The sequence below is a fragment of the Pseudocolwellia antarctica genome, assembly GCF_049933045.1.
Classification (GTDB): Bacteria; Pseudomonadota; Gammaproteobacteria; order Enterobacterales; family Alteromonadaceae; genus Pseudocolwellia.
This window is the reverse complement of record NZ_CP187926.1, coordinates 708,716-726,543: the sequence shown is the minus strand read 5'-3', so window position 1 is coordinate 726,543 and position 17,828 is coordinate 708,716. Positions and strand designations below refer to the sequence as shown.

The window sequence follows — 17,828 nt, the reverse complement described above, 5'->3', positions numbered from 1 at the left end:
AATTTTATCTAACTCAACGTTTATCGACTTATTCTATTATTGATAAATAAATTAAAACTAAATATTCTGTTTAAAAGTGTCTGAAAACGCTTCTAACTCTGCTTTAGTTAGCATAAAAACACCATGCCCACCACGTTCAAAAGTTAACCATTTAAATGGAACTTCTGGGTAGACAGAACTAACATGTATTTGTGAGTTACCCACTTCACAAATTAATATACCATTTTCTGATAAATGTTCGGCACTTTCTGCTAAAATTTTTCTAACAATATCAAGACCGTCTTCACCACATCCCAATCCCATTTCTGGTTCATGTAAATACTCTTGTGGGAGCGAATCTACATCGTCTTGATCTACGTACGGAGGATTCGTCACAATTAAATCATAAACTTGCCCTTCAACCCCAGAAAAAACGTCAGATTGAATTGGAATAACTTGTTCAGATAAACCGTGGTTCTCTATATTGATATTAGCAACATTTAATGCATCTATAGATAAATCTACTGCATCTATATCTGCATCAGGAAAAGCATAAGAACAAGCAATGGCTATACAACCGCTTCCTGTACATAAATCTAAAATTCTTGCAGGTGGATTCTGTTCACTAATGAAAGGTGAAAATTTCTTTTGAATTAACTCACCAATCGGCGATCTTGGTACAAGTACGCGTTGATCCACATAAAAAGGTAAGTTAGCGAAGACGGCTTGATTAGTTAAATAAGCCGCAGGAATTTCTTCTACTATGCGCCTTTCAATAATAGTAAGTACATCTTGCTTTTCTTCTGAGGTTAATTGACAAGTAAACACTTGCTCAAATAAATCTTCAGGTAAATTTAGCGTAAACATGATTAATGAAATAGCTTCATCCCATGCGTTAACCATACCATGACCGAAATAAAGGTCAGCTTGGTTAAATTGACTGGCTGCAAATCGAACGAAATCGCCCGTTGTATTTAGTTGATCATTAATTGATGAAAAATTTAACGCGTTCACATAATTTCCTATAGGATAATATAATATTCAACTGACTAATTAACTTGTGATTAGTGATAGATGTTTTTAAACTTACCTGATGAAACTAAAAGACAGCTTAACACTACAAGAAAAACAACTCTTCAAAGATGCTATAGGTAAAGTAAAACCTATTGTACAGGATAAAATCCTCCCCTCAAAGAGAAGTACAGAAACGAAAAAGCTTATTAAAGAAAAAGAATCTACTCAACAAAATGCAGAGTTTTATTTCTCTGACGATTTTGAACCTAATCTCAATCAACAAGGTCCTCTTAAATATACAAGAGACGACGTAGATACCTTTGAAACTAAAAAGCTGCGCAGAGGCGATTACGCACCCGATCTTATTTTAGATTTACATGGACTAGATCAACAGCAAGCTAAATTAGAAATAGCCGCTTTGTTGTTTGCCTGTCAAAAGGAACATGCTCATTGCATATGTATTGTTCATGGCTTAGGTTCAAGAGTCCTCAAGAATAAAGTACCACATTGGTTAGTTCAGCACCCCGATGTAATGGCATTTCATCAAGCACCTTTAGAATGGGGCGGAAACGGAGCTATTTTAGCTTTAGTGGAAATAGAAGATAAGTTTAGTTAACGATTTAAATTCGCTAGAACGCTAAGGATTGCGCTATTCATTCTCTGTAGGTTTTATCTTGGGGTTGTTACTAAAGCAATTCTAACTAAGTAACCTGAGCTCGGCTTAATATATTCTTCTCTAACAACTACTTTTAATTGCTTCATCGTTAAATTTCATTAGTAATAATTTCAATCAATTAAGAACATCTTAAACCTAGTTCAGGTTAAGTAACAAACATTAAAACAGAAGTATGACTATTCACCGTAAGGGTTAGTAAAGAATATTATGAATAAAATAAAGAAAGCGCCAACTTAGACGCGTTGCTGATGTATTAGTCCGATACGAGTGCTATTAAGTACATTTATACTTAAGTCGCTTTACAAAATACGTAACCTTTCAAAAAAGTCATTCAGATCGAACAACCTCATAAAACAAAGTTAATACTTTCTATTCAATTAAATCACTTGGCGAAGTTAAACTCACCAACTGCCCTTTCATACGTTTAGTATCATAATCAATATGAGCAATAGATGCTGTTTGAAAGAGCGGACAATCGCCATCAGTTGTTAATTCTGCAACTAAATAACAAACAAGCGGCATGTGAGACACGATTAACAGATGGCTGACATCCTCTGTAACACAAATTCCATCAATATAATCATGCATACGTTGAGCAGAGCCAGAAGGTGTAATAAAGTCTAATGTCGTTATGGCAACGTCTTTATCTAGCGAACTACTTATTTCTTTTACCGTTTGCTGAGCACGGATAAAAGGGCTAACAATAACCTTATCTATAGCAATATTGTGTTCGCTGATCCATCTCGCCATTTCATTAGCTTCTTGCTGGCCTTCCGTTGTTAATTCACGGAGTGCATCGTCAGCGCCTGAAGTAAAAGCTTGGCCGTGACGCATGATATAAACTTGCATAAATTAGTCCATACATACCAAATGTATGCATCAGTTTTATAAATTGGGGCTATAGTAAAGCAATAGTCATTTTTTTTATAACAACTGTTAAGAATATAATGGACTCATCTTATTCCATACGGTAATTTAAAAATGAAATTATTTTACAATTTTCCCTTTATTTTTCATGTGCTGTAAAAATAATAACTGAGCTGGAGCTCGCTTTGAAAAAAAGTCCTAACGATCATAAGCATTATTTACCTCTTACGTTAAACAATGGTTTACGTGTTTTATTAGTTAATAATAATGAAAGCAAAAAGTCTGCAGCCGCCTTAGCGGTTAACGTTGGTCACTTTAGTGATCCATCTGATAGACATGGTTTAGCACATTTTTTAGAGCACATGTTATTTTTAGGCACAGAAAAATATCCTGACGGGAGTGAGTATCAAAAATTTATAAGCCAGCATGGCGGTCATAATAATGCTTGGACAGCAACAGAACATACCTGCTTTTTTTTAGATATAAATTATCAGTTTTTCGAACAAGCTCTAGACCGATTTAGTCAGTTTTTTACAAAACCACTCTTGAGTGAAGCCTTTATTCAATCTGAAAGAAAAAATATAGACGCTGAATATAAGCTAAAATTAAAAGATGACATTAGAAGACTTTACGATGTTCATAAAGAAACCATTAATCAAGCTCACCCTTTTTCAAAGTTTTCAGTTGGAAACCACGAAACTCTCGCAGACAGAAATGGCCAAAGTATTCAGCAAGAAGTTTTAGCGTTTTATAATAAATATTATCACGCCGAAAAAATGACACTTGTACTTGAAGGTCCACAACCATTAGATGAATTACAAGCATTAGCAGAATCGAAATTCTCTGATATTTCAGACTCTAAAGCCACTGATTGCACAATTAAAGAACCTTTATACTTACCTGAAAACCAAGCTAACTTAATTAATGTATCTCCAGTAAAAAATGATCATCAATTAATTATCAGCTTTGCGATGCCTTCAATTGATCATTTATATAAAAACAAACCTGAATCAATTTTGGCTCACCTTCTAGGACATGAAGGGATTGGTAGTATTTTAGCTTTATTAAAAGAGAAGCATTGGGTATTAGGATTAACAGCAGGCTCAGGTATTAATGGTTCAAACTTTAAAGATTTTAATATTAGCTTTCAGTTAACTGAGCAAGGTGAAAAAAATGTAAACGAAATTACAACGATTGTATTTCATTACATTAATTTAATGAAAAAGTCTGATTTGCCAGAATATTACTTCCAAGAAAAGAAAACGTTAGCAGAGATTGCTTTTCAGTATGCTGAGAAGTCAAAGCCAATAGACTCTGTGTGCCAATTAGTGGTGAACATGCAGCACTACCCAGAGGAAGATTATATCTTTGGTGATTACGCTATGGCTAATTACTGCTTAGATGAAATAGATAACCTGTTATCTTACTTTACACCTGAAAACATGCGTATTATCCATGTGAGTAAAGATAATACCTTTAAGCAGGTCAGTAAATGGTATGAAGTGCCTTATAATATTTCGACAATCAGTAACACCTTGCTTGAGACCTTTAAACAATGTGGTTACAACAACGGATTATCACTCCCCTCAATAAACCCATACATTGTTAATAACCCTATTGTTTTATCTAATTCTTTAACTCAAGAAGAAAAACAGAACACCTCGCCATTACCTGAATGTATTGATAAAGAAAATGGTTATGAGCTTTGGTTCAAGCAAGATTTCATTTTTAATATCCCTAAAGGATATATTTACATAGGTATTGATTCGCCAATCATAATTGAATCAACAGAAAACATAGCCATGGCGAGACTCTTTGTTGATTTATTTAGTGATTCAATTATAGAGAAACATTACGATGCCGAAATTGCAGGTATTCAATATCACTTATACGCACATCAAGGGGGTATGACATTACAATTGTCTGGTTTTACAGACAAACAAAGCCACTTGCTGCAACTTCTCCTAAAAGACTTAAAACACGCTACGTTTAAAGAAGAGAAATTTGTTTTACTCAAAAAACAATTAATTAATCATTGGAATAATACAGGCTCCAGTAAATCTATATCTCAATTATTTTCTTATTTAAGCTCTGCCATTCAGCCCAATAATCCAAGCTCCACAGATTTATCAAACGCATTAGATAATATTACGTTTAGTGAGTTCACTGACTTTACCAAGCAGATATTTACTCAAGTATCAGTTAAGTCATTAGTGCATGGAAATTGGGAAATAAATGGTGCAAAAGCAATTGGAAAATTAATTAAACAATTTTTCATTAACAATACCGACGATCAGCACAAAGTTTTACCTTCGATTATAAGCATAGAAAACCGAGGTAAAATTGAGTTACCGCTTATTCTACCTAAACATGATCACTCAACGATTACTTATTACCCGTTAGCTGACAAAGACTTAGTTTCTGTTGCTAAATGTATGATCACCAGCCAACTTTTATCTCCGATGTTCTTCCAAGAAATGAGAACAGAAAAGCAATATGGCTATTTAGTGGGTGTGAACTTTATTCCGATTAACCGATATCCTGGCATTGCCTTTTATATTCAATCACCTAACACTCAATCAACTGATTTATCAAAAGCGATAGATAACTTTATCATGGATGCTTGTTTAAATATTGAAGCAATGGAAACTGATCATTGGGAACATATCAAACATGGTTTATCTAGCCAGTTATTAGAAAAAGATTCAAGTTTGCGTATTAAAAGCCAACGTTTTTGGACCTCTATCAGTACTGATGAGTGTAATTTTAATCAAAAATCACAACTTATAGAGGAAATTAAACAACTGACTTTAGAACAAATTAAAAGCTTTTTAAAAGAAACCTTATGCCCAAGCAGTCATCCAGATAGAATTAATTTATTATCTTTTAACACCCCTGAAGAGCTAGAAAATAGCCATATTGAAAAGAAAGATATTGAGAATACCCTACATTTATTAAATGATTATCAAAGAAAATATTAAACCTGCCGATAACATATACAAACTGGAGTTCATTAGTTATAAATAAACAACAATGCTGAATACAACAGTTGACTTAATATGAGCCATGACTTTTAATAGCTAAGTGATACGAAGAATAATTAATAAAATCATAATGATTGCGCGTTTATATGTTGAAAAATGTAAAACAAGCTTAGTGTGATCATCTTAAACGAAAATACATTCAAGGTTGTTGTATTGTTTACTTTTATAAGCCCTATATTGGCGAATCAATTTAAAAAAATAATATTAAGGTTTTCAATATTATTTTCTCTCCTTAGCTTTATAAGCCACTCATTCGCCTACGAATATATTGTCAATCCTGAACTGAAATTCGAATCTCTCACCATACAAGATGGATTATCTCAAAGTTATGTCTTCGATATTGTGGAAGATACACAAGGGTTAATATGGATAGCAACTCAAGAAGGCTTAAACAAATTTGATGGCAAAGACTTTACCCACTACAAAAATGACATTCTTGATAAAACTTCTGTAGCAAATAACTTCATCAGAAAAGTATTTGTCGATAACACCGGAACATTGTGGATTGGTACTCAAAATGGTCTAAGCCGTTACAACGAAAAGACAGATAACTTTGACAACTTTTTACACAATAAAAACACCACAACAAGTCTACAAGACAATGTTATTTGGGACATATACCAAGACAAAGACAACCTTATTTGGATAACTACAGCGTCTGGTATCCAATATTACAATACAAAAACTAATAACTTCAATCGAGTGATCATCAGAGATGATGAAAATAAAATAAAAGAAATAAAAACATTCTTTCAAGATAATGAAAACAATTATTGGTTAGGTACATACGAGAATGGTATTTATATAGCAGGCAGTGACTTATCGACAGCGATATCTTTACAAGAAGAAAATAAATGGGGCTTATCTATCGAAGCTAATAATTTATCTGATATCACTATAGTAGATAATGATTATTGGCTTGCGACTGATAAAGGAGTATACGTTGTTGATAAAAATTATAAATTAAAAAAACATCTTGCAGCAAGTTCAATTGATTCTTCATTATCCTCTAACATTGTAAAATCAATTATTCAGAAAAATGCGTCTGAAGTTTGGATTGGCACTAAAAATGGGTTAACTATATATAATTTGCATAATCAACAAACAGTTCATCATAAAGTTAACGAGTCAAGAGCCTCATTAATCAATCATAATATTTATAGATTATTTAAAAGTTCAACAGGAAAGGTTTGGATTGGTACAGATGGAGGAATTAACACTTTATCTCCTATTTCAATGAGCTTTAAGCATTATAAATTTAAAGACAAAACAGAAAATCAAATTGTAGATGTTTTAGTTCAATTACCTAATAAACAAAAGATAATTGCTCGAGGTGATGGCAGTTTATTCAGCATAGTAAAAGATACATACAATAAACTACCCTTTCAGTTTAATGAAAGTATTTTTAATATATTAACTAAATCATCAGATATTATTATTGTTAGAACAATAAATAACAATTTATTTGAATACAATTTAACTTCAAAAGAATTGATTGCTCATAAAAAATGGTCTATGTATTCAAATTTCCCGCATGAAGGTGATACTCTTTTATTAATAAAAAACAGTATTTGGTTTATTAATAACGAAAATATATTATCAAGTTATAATTTATCAACGCATGAGTTTTTACAATATCAAACAGAAGAACAAAAGATAACAAGTATTTATTTTGAAGATAGTAAAGAGGAAGTTATCTGGGCGACATCCTTACAAAACAAAATAGTTAAATTTTCACTACAAAACAAGTCATTCAAAAATATGTATGACATTAAAACGAATGATTATCTGGTAAGTAATTCAAAAAACATTATTAAATCTGGAAAATGGTTTTGGTTAGGTTCATTTGACCAAGGGGTTCTTCTTTTAAACTCTGAAACCCTAGATGCTTATGTATTTAATGAGCAGAATAAGTTAATGAACAATTCAATTAATGGACTATTTATTGATTATGAATTTAACGCATGGTTTAGTACAAATAAAGGGATTTCATCAATAAACCCTTTAAATAAAAAAGTAATTAATTATGGGAAACACTTTGGTGTTGAAGATAATGAATTTATCAATGGTAGTATTCTTTATACTTCAGATAAAACTGCGTACTTTGGTGGTTTAAATGGGTATCACAGTGCAAATTTAAATGAAGTTACATCTATAAAACAAATAATTAATTTTCCTATTTTAACTAATTTATTACTCTCTAACAAAAAAGTAAACGTTGAATCTTCAAAGGTGGAGAACAATAAAAACCCTATTCTGGAGTTTACATTAAATAAGCACCTAAATTACATTAAAATACTTACTTTAGCCCATGAACAATCACCTTTTAGTATTGAATTTGTATCACCAAACGCTAAAATACCTAACCAAATAAAATACAAATATCGTCTTAAAGGTCTTGAGGAAAACTGGATAGAAACTGATACTAATAATCGGAGAGCCACTTATACTAATTTAGATCACGGCTCTTACGTATTTGAAGTACAAGTTATCGACTTATTAAATCCGATATCAAATAAAACAAAAACATTAAAAATAACCATTATGCCTCCGTGGTGGTTATCAAACTTAGCAATCATATTTTATACTTCAATCATATTCATTATTGTAGGTTACTTCTTATTCCAGTTAAGACAGCAGCGACTATCTCACCTTCAAATACAGCTCAGTGAAGAACGTTTAAAGCTTTCACTTTGGGGAAGTGGAGATGAAATGTGGGATTGGAATATTATCACAGGTAAAATATTCCGTTCTAATATTTGGGGAATACTTGAATTTCCACAAGATGGAAAAAGAAATGTAGGAGCTGAACAAACAAATATACATCAACATGATATCCCAAAAGTAAGATCTGCTCTAAATGCACATTTTACCGATGAAGTAGATCACTTTGAAGCTACTTATAGAGTAAAAGATAAAAATAATCGATGGATTTGGGTACTTGATAGAGGAAAAATAGTCGAAAGAGATGAGAAAAATGCTCCTACTCGGATGACAGGTACTTTAAAAGATATTAGCCAAATAAAAAGAACTGATGAAAGATTAAAACTATTTGCTAAATGTATTGAAAACATATCAGATGCAGTCGTTATTTTTGATCGTCAATTTATTATTGTCGATGTTAATAAAGCTTATCAACGCATCACCCAAGTCAAAAAAAGTGATATGTTAGGTACAAGCTTACATCTTAAACAGTACCCAGAAAGTTTTACCCAAAACATAAAAAAACATTTAATCACTCAGGGTAGTTGGCACGGCGAAATAGAAGATAAACATAGCAATGGTGATATTTACACAATCGATTTGAATATCGATATTATCAAAGATGAAAATAATAATATTTCACATTTTGTTGGTGTTTTTTCTGATGTTACAGAACGTAAAAATAATGAAATTGAACTAAGGAAACTTGCTAATTCAGATACATTAACGGGATTACCGAACAGATCATATTTTCAAGCAAACCAAACTAGATTAGTAAAAGCTAAAACTCCTCATGCGTTGCTTGTTTTTGATTTAGATAATTTCAAAAAGATAAACGATTCTATGGGTCATGGTGTCGGTGATGCACTTTTATGTAAAGTTGCTCAAAGGATTATTGCTTCAGGACGAAAGCAAGATACGGTATACCGTTTAGGTGGAGATGAGTTTAGTATAATTGTAGAAAATACTAATGATATTCATACCATCACAACAATAGCCAAAAACACCCTTAAAACCGTTGCTCAAGCGATGAAACTCAAGAATCAAGAAGTAGTACTCTATAGTAGTATTGGCATTGTTTTATTTCCCGAAGACGGCGCATCATCACAAGAGTTATTAAAAAATGCTGATACAGCTATGTATCATGCTAAAAATAGTGGTGGTAATAAGTACCAATTTTTCAATGAATCTATGAATAAAAAAGCAGTGAAACGGTTGCAAATTGAAAACCTAATGCGTCATGGATTAAAAGAAGATTACTTTTCTGTATTCTATCAACCTAAAATAGAAATAAGTACAGGTAAGGTTGCAGGTATGGAAGCTTTAGTTCGCTTCGAAACTCCGTCTAAAGGCATTATTAGCCCTGTTGTATTTATCCCTGTATCAGAAGAAACAGGACAGATAATCGACATTGGTGAAATCGTGCTTAGAAAATCATGTATTGCTACCAAAAAATGGGTTGATGCAGGGCTTTTTGAAGGACGAATTGCGGTAAATTTATCGGCAGTTCAGTTTACACAACCTAACTTGGTTGGCATGATCTCAGATATCCTCAAAGAAAGTGGCTTAGCTGCTAAATATTTAGAATTAGAAATAACAGAAGGTACTGTTATGGACTCTCCTCAGCAAGCAATAGACACTATGCTACAAATAAGAGCTATGGGTATTCACCTTTCCTTAGATGATTTTGGTACTGGTTACTCTTCTTTAGCTTATTTAAAAAAATTCCCATTAAATACGTTAAAAATAGATAAAGCATTTGTTGACGACATAGAAACCTCAGAACAAGGGCGTAACATGGTAGCAACTATAGTAACTATTGCTCATAACTTAGGTTTGCATGTTGTTGCTGAAGGTGTAGAAACAAATCAGCAACTCAACTTCTTATCAGGTTTACATTGTGAACAGTTACAAGGCTATTTATACAGTAAACCTTTACCTGAAAGTGACTTTCAAAAATATCTTCTGTCCCATCAAATCACGAATAAATCGACTATATTCAATAAACTATAACTTACGTCAAAATATCGACTTCTGAAAAAAATTGCTCTAACAACCTTATATCATAGGGTCTAAAACACAAAAAAAATCTTGGCACATTTATCGCATTATTAATTACGCTAATAAAAAACACTAATAATAATAAATGAGGAATACACATGTTAAGTTCAATAATTTTATCACTAGTAATGACCCAACCAGCTCCAGTTGCAGATGTAAATAAAACAGAGATACAAGAAGTAGCTCGTCGTAATGCTCGTCGTGTTAATGACAGTTTTTCAATTGAAGAAGTTGCTCGTCGTAATGCTAGACGTGTTGATAACAGCTTTTCAATTGAAGAAGTCGCTCGTCGTAATGCTCGACGTGTTGATAACAGCTTTTCAATTGAAGAAGTCGCTCGTCGTAATGCTCGACGTGTAGATGACAGCTTTTCAATTGAAGAAGTCGCTCGTCGTAATGCTCGACGTGTAGATGACAGCTTTTCAATTGAAGAAGTCGCTCGTCGTAATGCTCGACGTGTAGATGACAGCTTTTCAATTGAAGAAGTCGCTCGTCGTAATGCTCGACGTGTTGATAACAGCTTCTCTATAGCTGAGTAGGTTAAAATATGCTTTCTATTCTAAAAGCAATATTTGCTATAAAAGATAAAGAAATCTCTATTGCTGAACGTATTGAGATTAAAGAAATGCCTGCCAAGTCATGGTGGTCTTAGTAATTGAATAAACTTAAATAATCGCGTTACAAGGAAGTTCGCCGTTATTATTTTTAATCTTGTGTTAATTAAACATTAAGCTTTAAAAATTAAACAACTGAATCCAAACTTTTTATTTACCTTCATTCTTTTCTGCATACAAAACATTGGCCAAATCAAAGGACCAAACACCATCCCTGCTAAAGTCCAACGCTTATACCCCAAACCACTCTTAAGAGCCTGACAATAAAAAAACACCGCGAAAATAAAACCGACAATAACAAATAAAACTAGCATGAAAAAAACATCTCAATGAGGAAGTTATATAGAATAAATCTATGGAAAATAATGGGCAAAAATATAGCAATAACTTAGCGTGGTAACAAGCTAACCACTAGACTGAATATAACTATACATATAATGCTAAGTGGAGTTAGAACAGCTTAAACATCAACTAAAACGTTATTATAAACTTAATATTTTCAGTCTGGGTATTCCCGATCACTCATTTCTCATCGCTTAGGTATTAAAAAGCTTGTAAATATTTGAGTGCAAGTCATGAACAACGAGTACAAAAGGTTGATTAAGTGATTGCGAAAATGAAATGGGCAAATATTCGCCTAGCCACTGGCTATATCAAGCCGATGATATGGAAATTTTTGTCTTACCTTTGTTTTTATCTAGGGGGTGTTGATCTTTGTTTTAATTTTATACGTAAGCGGTAATCTCGTATAATTTACTTCGCCAAAAACAAACCTTACGAGATCACCATGCCCCGATTAATGCTCACTGATGAGTTGTGGTCGAAGCTAAAAGCTATTTTGCTTGAAGATAGAGTTTATAACAAGCTTGAACACAGACAAACGATGGAAGGAATTTTATATCGCTTGCGTGTCGGCTGCCCATGGCGTGACTTACCAGAGTGTTTTGGTTTATGGAATACCATTTATCGCAGGTTCCTTCTTTGGTCGAGAAAGGGAATATTGATGAGGTTATTCAAATCGTTATCCGCTAATAGTGATGTAGAGTGGGAGTTCATTGATGGTAGCTATATTAAAGCACACCAACACAGTACAGGTGCTGCATCTAAACAAGAGCAAGCGATAGCGTTAAGTCGAGGGGGTAATACGAGTAAAATTCACTTAGCTGTTGATAGTTATGGTTTGCCTATCGAATTTATTATTACAGGTGGTGATGTTCATGATAGTAAAGTGGCAAATGAGCTGATTGAATTATTACCTCAAGGTGATTTTGTTATCGCAGACAAAGGCTATGATAGTGAAGCTATAAGAAATAAAGTTCGAGAGCGCAACTCAATCCCTATAATACCGAGAAAGCAAAATTCAAAAACAGGTAATGGTGATATTGATTGGTGCTTGTATAAATATAGGCACTTAGTTGAAAATGCATTTGCAAGGCTAAAACATTTCCGTTCTATAGCTACAAGGTATGATAAATTGAAATTACAGTTCGAGAGTATGCTAGCACTGGCGTGCGCAATGATTTGGCTGTCAATGTGAAAGATCAACAGCCCCTAGTTGAATCTAATAAAATTAACTCAATCATTCATAGCTATTAAAATAGCATCAATGATTAAGTTAATTTATCTAAGTACTAACGAGTATAGTAGGTATTATTGTTCTCAGCCATTTCGACTAAGGCCTCACAAGGTGTGTACCTTTCACCATAACTCTCAGCCCAAGATTTTAATTTGGTAACCAAGTAACCAGCACCAAGTTTATCAATATATTGGAATGGACCACCAAGGAAAGGAGGAAAACCTATTCCAAAAATAGCGCCAATATCACCATCTCTTGCACTTCTTATAATACCTTCATCTAAACATCTAGCAGCCTCATTTAACATAAGGAATACAGCACGTTGATTAATGGTTTTATCAGATAATGACGGATTTTTGACGATCCCTAATAATGCATAAATAGACTCATCTACTTGCTTACCTTTAATATTTTTTCCGTATTGATAAAAACCTTTGTTCGCTTTTTTACCTAAACGACCATCTTCAATCAATAAGTTAAAAGCAGGCGGTGTAGTAAACCTATCTCCTAATTCACTTTGTAAAATTGGACCAATCTTTGAACCAATATCAATACCTACTTCATCAAGTAGTTGCATTGGACCAACAGGAAAACCAAAAGAAACTAAAGCTTTATCAATTTTCTCAATAGACTCACCTTCTAAAAGTATTAATGCAGCTTCATTCACATAAGGGGCTAAAATTCTATTAACATAAAAACCAGCCTTATCGGCGACAACAATAGGTGTTTTACCCTGCTTTTTAGCAAATTCAACGGTAGTTGAAATAGTCTGTTCAGATGTATTCGCATGCGGAATTATTTCGGCTAGTGGCATTTTATCGACAGGTGAAAAATAATGTAGACCAATCACATTTTCTGGACGTTGTGCTTTTTCAGCTATTTTACTAATCGGCAAACTAGAAGTGTTACTAGCAAAAATAGTATTTTCATCACAATATGACTCTATTTCCTCAACCATTTTCTGTTTCAAGTTTAGATCTTCAAATACAGCTTCAATCACCATATCTACATGTTTGAAACCACTATAATCAATTGTTCCAGTAATGCTCGAAAGCTGTTTTTGCATTTCACTGGCACGAATGAAGCGACGGCGTACTTTCTTATTTAATAAGTTATAGCCATATTTAAGGGCAGAACTTATCCCTTCGTGAGAAATGTCTTTGATCCTAACAGGTACATTCGCTTTAGTTGCACTAACAAATGCAATGCCTCCCCCCATTAAACCACCACCTAAAACGGCAGTACTTTTAACAGTTTGAGGTTTTACACCTTTAACACCTGATTCTTTTTTCATTTCAGTGGTAGCGAAAAACAACTGACGAAGCTGCGCAGAAACATCTGTTTGAGAAAGCTCACCAAAATAGTTTGCTTCAGTTTGATAGCCTTTCGCAGAAGGACCATCAACACCAGCTTTAATACATTCAATAATTTTTAATGGTGCTGGATAATTACCTTTAGTTTTAGACAATACTGTTTTCTTGGCTTGATTAAAGACAATATTACGACCTAAAGCATTGGCTTCGAGTAATTTATCTAACAAAGATTTTTTGCGTGGTTTATTTAAGCTTTTACTTCCTGATGAAGTATTAGCCTTATTTGATAAAATAATATCTTCCGCTGTTTTAACTAAAATGCTTTGCGGAACAACATGATCAACTAAGCCTGCTTTCAACGCTTGGCTGGCTCGTAAATGTTTACCTGTTAGCATCATGTCTAAAGACTTTTGAATACCAACTAATTTAGGTAAACGTTGAGTTCCGCCACCACCAGGTAACAAACCTAATTGAACTTCTGGCAAGCCTAAAGCAGTTTTAGCATGATCACTACACACTCTAGCGTGACAAGCCATTGCCAGTTCTAAACCGCCACCTAAACAAGCACCATTAATTGCGGCAACGATTGGAATAGGTAAAGATTCTATTTGTTCAAAAACACTGTGTCCTTGCTTAGAAAGAAAAACAGCTTCTTCAACAGTTTTACAATTATCGATCATGCTTATATCTGCGCCAGCAACAAATGAGTCTTTTTTCCCACTGAGTAATACAACACCTTTAATAGCATCATCTGCTTTTATTTCAGCAAGAATATCGAGTATCTGCTCAGCAAACTCAGCTTTCAAAGTATTCATAGCTTCACCAACTACATCCATCACAAGATGTGCAATACCATTACTTTGTTTGATCAGAGTAAAAGTATTTGTGGTGTCATTATCTACTTCGTTATTTTGTTCTACTTCTGTTGATTCAGTCATTAATCTGTCTCCACTATCATTGCAACACCTAAACCACCTGCCGCACATGCTGTAGTTAATCCTGTTCCGCCACCTCGTCTTTTCAGTTCATTTAAGGTTTGAACAATTAAACGCGTGCCCGTTGCAGCAAAAGGATGGCCATAAGCGATAGAGCCACCCATTACATTAAATTTATCCATATCTATTTCACCTATGGCTTTATCTCGACCAAGATGTTGTTGAGCAAACTTTTGACTAGCAAACATTTTAACGTTAGCTAGGGCTTGGGCAGCAAACGCTTCATGCATTTCAATTAAATCTAAATCTTTTAATTCCATGCCTGCTCTTGCTAAAGCAATTGGCGTAGCAAAACTTGGCCCCATCAACATATCTTCCCAGACATCAATAGCAGAAAAACCATAACTTTTAATATAACCTAGCGGCGTATAACCTAACTCTTTAGCTCTGCCCTCGCGCATTAATAAAATAGCAGAAGCCCCATCAGTTAATGGTGAACTTGTTGCCGCAGTAACACTGCCATATTTACGATCAAATATTGGACGTAACTTAGCGTAGCTTTCCAATACAGAGTTTTCACGAATACAATTATCTTTATCAATAAAGCTTTTATAAGGTTCGCTATGAGCAGCCATTACTTCATCAGCAAGTTTGCCTTCTTGCCAAGATTTTGTAGCTAACGTATGTGAACGATGCGCTAAAGCATCTTGCTCTTCTCTCGAAATAGAATAAGTTTTTGCCATTTGCTCAGCTGTTTGTCCCATCGACAAACCTGTTGAATATTCTGCAACCGCTGGAGCAACAGGTAGAAGATCTTTTAAACCTAAACGACGAATTAAAGCGATCTTTTGCCCTAAGGTTTTTGTTTTAGTTAAATCTAATAATGTTTTTGCTAAGTTCTTGGTTACGCCAACAGGTGCAACTGACGTTGAGTCTGCACCGCCAGCAATACCTACATCAATCATTCCTGTCATAATGGATTCAGTAATATTAACTGTCGACTGAAAACTTGTCGCACAGGCCCTAGACACGCTGTAAGCATCTGTATGCACATTCATATTTGTGCCTAATACAATCTCTCTCGCGATGTTTGGCGCTTCAGGCATTTGAACAACTTGTCCAAAAACTAATTGCTCAATAATTTGAGGATCAATGTCATGCTTACTCATCAACTCATTAACAACCATCTTGCCTAAATCTACAGCTGGCACTCCATGAAATGCAGTGGCTTGTTTTGCAAATGGCGTACGTAACCCTGCAACAACAGCTATACGTTCTCCACTTGATGTAACTAACTTAGTTTGTTTCATATTTTTTCCTATGTAGCACCAGCGATAAAATTCAAAACAATAAAACCTATTTATTATTTTGAATTTTATAATTATGGAAGTTGATAAACTTAACCCTTCCATTCGATTCTCTGATTAAAATTGAATTATTTTTAAATTTAAATCCCAAACAAAGAGGTCTGACCTCTTCGTGTATTAATATGATTTTAACTTTTTCTATAAAATATTCAATCAATATAATTGCTCATATTTAAAACACGTTAAAATCAGTCTATCGTGCATCAGCAACTTTGTTTGAAACTAAACAATTTGAATCACATCAAGTAACATTAAAAAAACAGACTAAACACCTATCACTCAACAAACTTAACTCACAAAATAAAGGTGTTTTAACCAAGTCTTTAAAATAAGGTTGCCGCATTATATTTTCACATTATCGCCTTTTATCATTTCGTATCAGTAATCTGTGAGTAACAAAGCCTCTGTCCTCTATCAATTTTGAATCTATATTTAATCGATAACAGTAAAACAATCGATAAATATCTGCATCCTTTCATTTATCGTGAAAAAATTACTTACAAATTCATAGTAGCAGTTGTTTTTTAAATGATTAACCATATATCTAACATTAGTCTAATTGGGCTTGTTTGAACTTTAATTTAGCTTTAAAGCTAAGTTTTTCCATCCAAGCACTTAAATAATCAAAATATAAATAAAAGAATTAAGTACTCGTTATGGCAATTGCACATTTTTCATCATTAAAAGAACATTTATCTGAACAAATTATTGGGCAAACAGCGTTAGTCGAAAATTTACTTATCGCTTTATTAGCTAACGGACATTTAATTGTTGAAGGACCTCCTGGTTTAGCTAAAACCAGAGCCATTAACTCTTTAGCTGAAGGCCTTGAAGCTGACTTTCATCGAGTACAATTTACGCCAGATTTGCTACCTGCAGATTTAACAGGCACAGATATTTATCGTCCAGAAGATGGCAGCTTTGTTTTTCAACCAGGCCCTCTATTTAGAAATCTTGTATTGGCAGATGAAATTAACCGTGCGCCAGCTAAAGTGCAATCAGCATTATTAGAAGCCATGGCAGAAGGTCAAATTACTGTTGGCAGAAAAACCTACCCGCTTCCTGATTTATTTTTAGTAATGGCTACACAAAACCCGATTGAGCAAGAAGGTACATACCCTTTGCCTGAAGCACAATTAGACCGTTTCTTAATGCACCTTGAAATTGACTATCCAGATGCAGAAAGTGAACTCGCTATTTTAAAACTTAATCGTGGTGAAGCTTTAAAAGAAGCTAAAAAAGCGATTGAAGTGATTTCTCAAGCTGATATTTTTTCTGCTCGTGATGAAGTCATGAAAATTCACATGGCGCCTAGCATTGAAAAATACATCGTTGATTTGATTATGGCGACACGAACGCCAGAGAAATACGATGAAAAATTAAAGCTTTGGTTAGCTTACGGCGCAAGCCCAAGAGCAACAATAGCATTAGATCGTTGTGCTAGAGCACGCGCTTGGTTACACAACAGAGACTTCGTAAGTCCTGAAGATGTACAAGCCGTATTTCACAATGTGCTAAGACATCGAATTCTATTAACTTATCAAGCAGAAGCTGAAGGCATGACCACAAATCAATTACTTGATCATTTATTAAGTTTAGTTGCTGTTGCTTAGACTCACTTAACTTAGATAAGTAGGTCTAGTTCGATTGTAATCAACTTGAATTAATTTTAACCAAAA

General features: G+C 33.8%; 10 protein-coding genes. 6 read left to right on the top strand and 4 right to left on the bottom strand.

What is annotated here, in order from left to right:
* Positions 1 to 57: 57 nt before the first annotated feature.
* Positions 58 to 993 (bottom strand): 50S ribosomal protein L3 N(5)-glutamine methyltransferase, encoded by a 936-nt coding sequence (gene prmB, locus ACPUVN_RS03145; protein ID WP_426369952.1) that lies wholly within the window; start codon positions 991 to 993, stop codon positions 58 to 60.
* Between the two features lie 79 nt (positions 994 to 1,072).
* On the opposite strand from prmB, the gene smrB reads away from it, so the two are divergent.
* Complete coding sequence (gene smrB / locus ACPUVN_RS03140; RefSeq protein ID WP_426369951.1) at positions 1,073 to 1,609, top strand: endonuclease SmrB; 537 nt, start codon at positions 1,073 to 1,075, stop codon at positions 1,607 to 1,609.
* 429 nt (positions 1,610 to 2,038) lie between these two features.
* Here the strand turns inward: smrB and sixA are convergent, their stop codons facing one another.
* Complete coding sequence (gene sixA / locus ACPUVN_RS03135; RefSeq protein ID WP_426358055.1) at positions 2,039 to 2,518, bottom strand: phosphohistidine phosphatase SixA; 480 nt, start codon at positions 2,516 to 2,518, stop codon at positions 2,039 to 2,041.
* 203 nt (positions 2,519 to 2,721) lie between these two features.
* Between sixA and ACPUVN_RS03130 the strand changes: the two genes are divergently transcribed.
* From ACPUVN_RS03130 to ACPUVN_RS03115, 4 genes are all read left to right on the top strand, one after another.
* A complete protein-coding gene (locus ACPUVN_RS03130; protein ID WP_426369950.1) occupies positions 2,722 to 5,517 on the top strand; it encodes an insulinase family protein in 2,796 nt (931 codons plus the stop codon).
* A gap of 177 nt (positions 5,518 to 5,694) precedes the next feature.
* The gene (locus ACPUVN_RS03125; protein WP_426369949.1) at positions 5,695 to 10,296 is read left to right on the top strand and encodes an EAL domain-containing protein; all 4,602 of its coding nucleotides are present in this window, start codon (positions 5,695 to 5,697) and stop codon (positions 10,294 to 10,296) included.
* A gap of 146 nt (positions 10,297 to 10,442) precedes the next feature.
* On the top strand, positions 10,443 to 10,883 hold the full coding sequence (locus ACPUVN_RS03120; RefSeq protein ID WP_426369948.1) for a hypothetical protein: 441 nt from the start codon (positions 10,443 to 10,445) through the stop codon (positions 10,881 to 10,883).
* Positions 10,884 to 11,745: 862 nt separating this feature from the next.
* A complete protein-coding gene (locus ACPUVN_RS03115; protein WP_426358621.1) occupies positions 11,746 to 12,495 on the top strand; it encodes an IS5 family transposase in 750 nt (249 codons plus the stop codon).
* 94 nt (positions 12,496 to 12,589) lie between these two features.
* On the opposite strand, the gene fadJ is transcribed toward ACPUVN_RS03115, so the two are convergent.
* Both fadJ and fadI read right to left on the bottom strand, forming a co-directional pair.
* On the bottom strand, positions 12,590 to 14,785 hold the full coding sequence (gene fadJ, locus ACPUVN_RS03110; RefSeq protein WP_426369947.1) for a fatty acid oxidation complex subunit alpha FadJ: 2,196 nt from the start codon (positions 14,783 to 14,785) through the stop codon (positions 12,590 to 12,592).
* Positions 14,785 to 16,092, bottom strand: a complete 1,308-nt coding sequence (fadI, locus tag ACPUVN_RS03105) for an acetyl-CoA C-acyltransferase FadI (RefSeq protein WP_426369946.1) — start codon at positions 16,090 to 16,092, stop codon at positions 14,785 to 14,787. Before fadI ends, fadJ begins: the two co-directional genes overlap by 1 nt.
* A 713-nt stretch (positions 16,093 to 16,805) precedes the next feature.
* Between fadI and ACPUVN_RS03100 the strand changes: the two genes are divergently transcribed.
* Positions 16,806 to 17,762 (top strand): AAA family ATPase, encoded by a 957-nt coding sequence (locus tag ACPUVN_RS03100; protein WP_426358061.1) that lies wholly within the window; start codon positions 16,806 to 16,808, stop codon positions 17,760 to 17,762.
* The last annotated feature ends 66 nt before the right edge of the window (positions 17,763 to 17,828 follow it).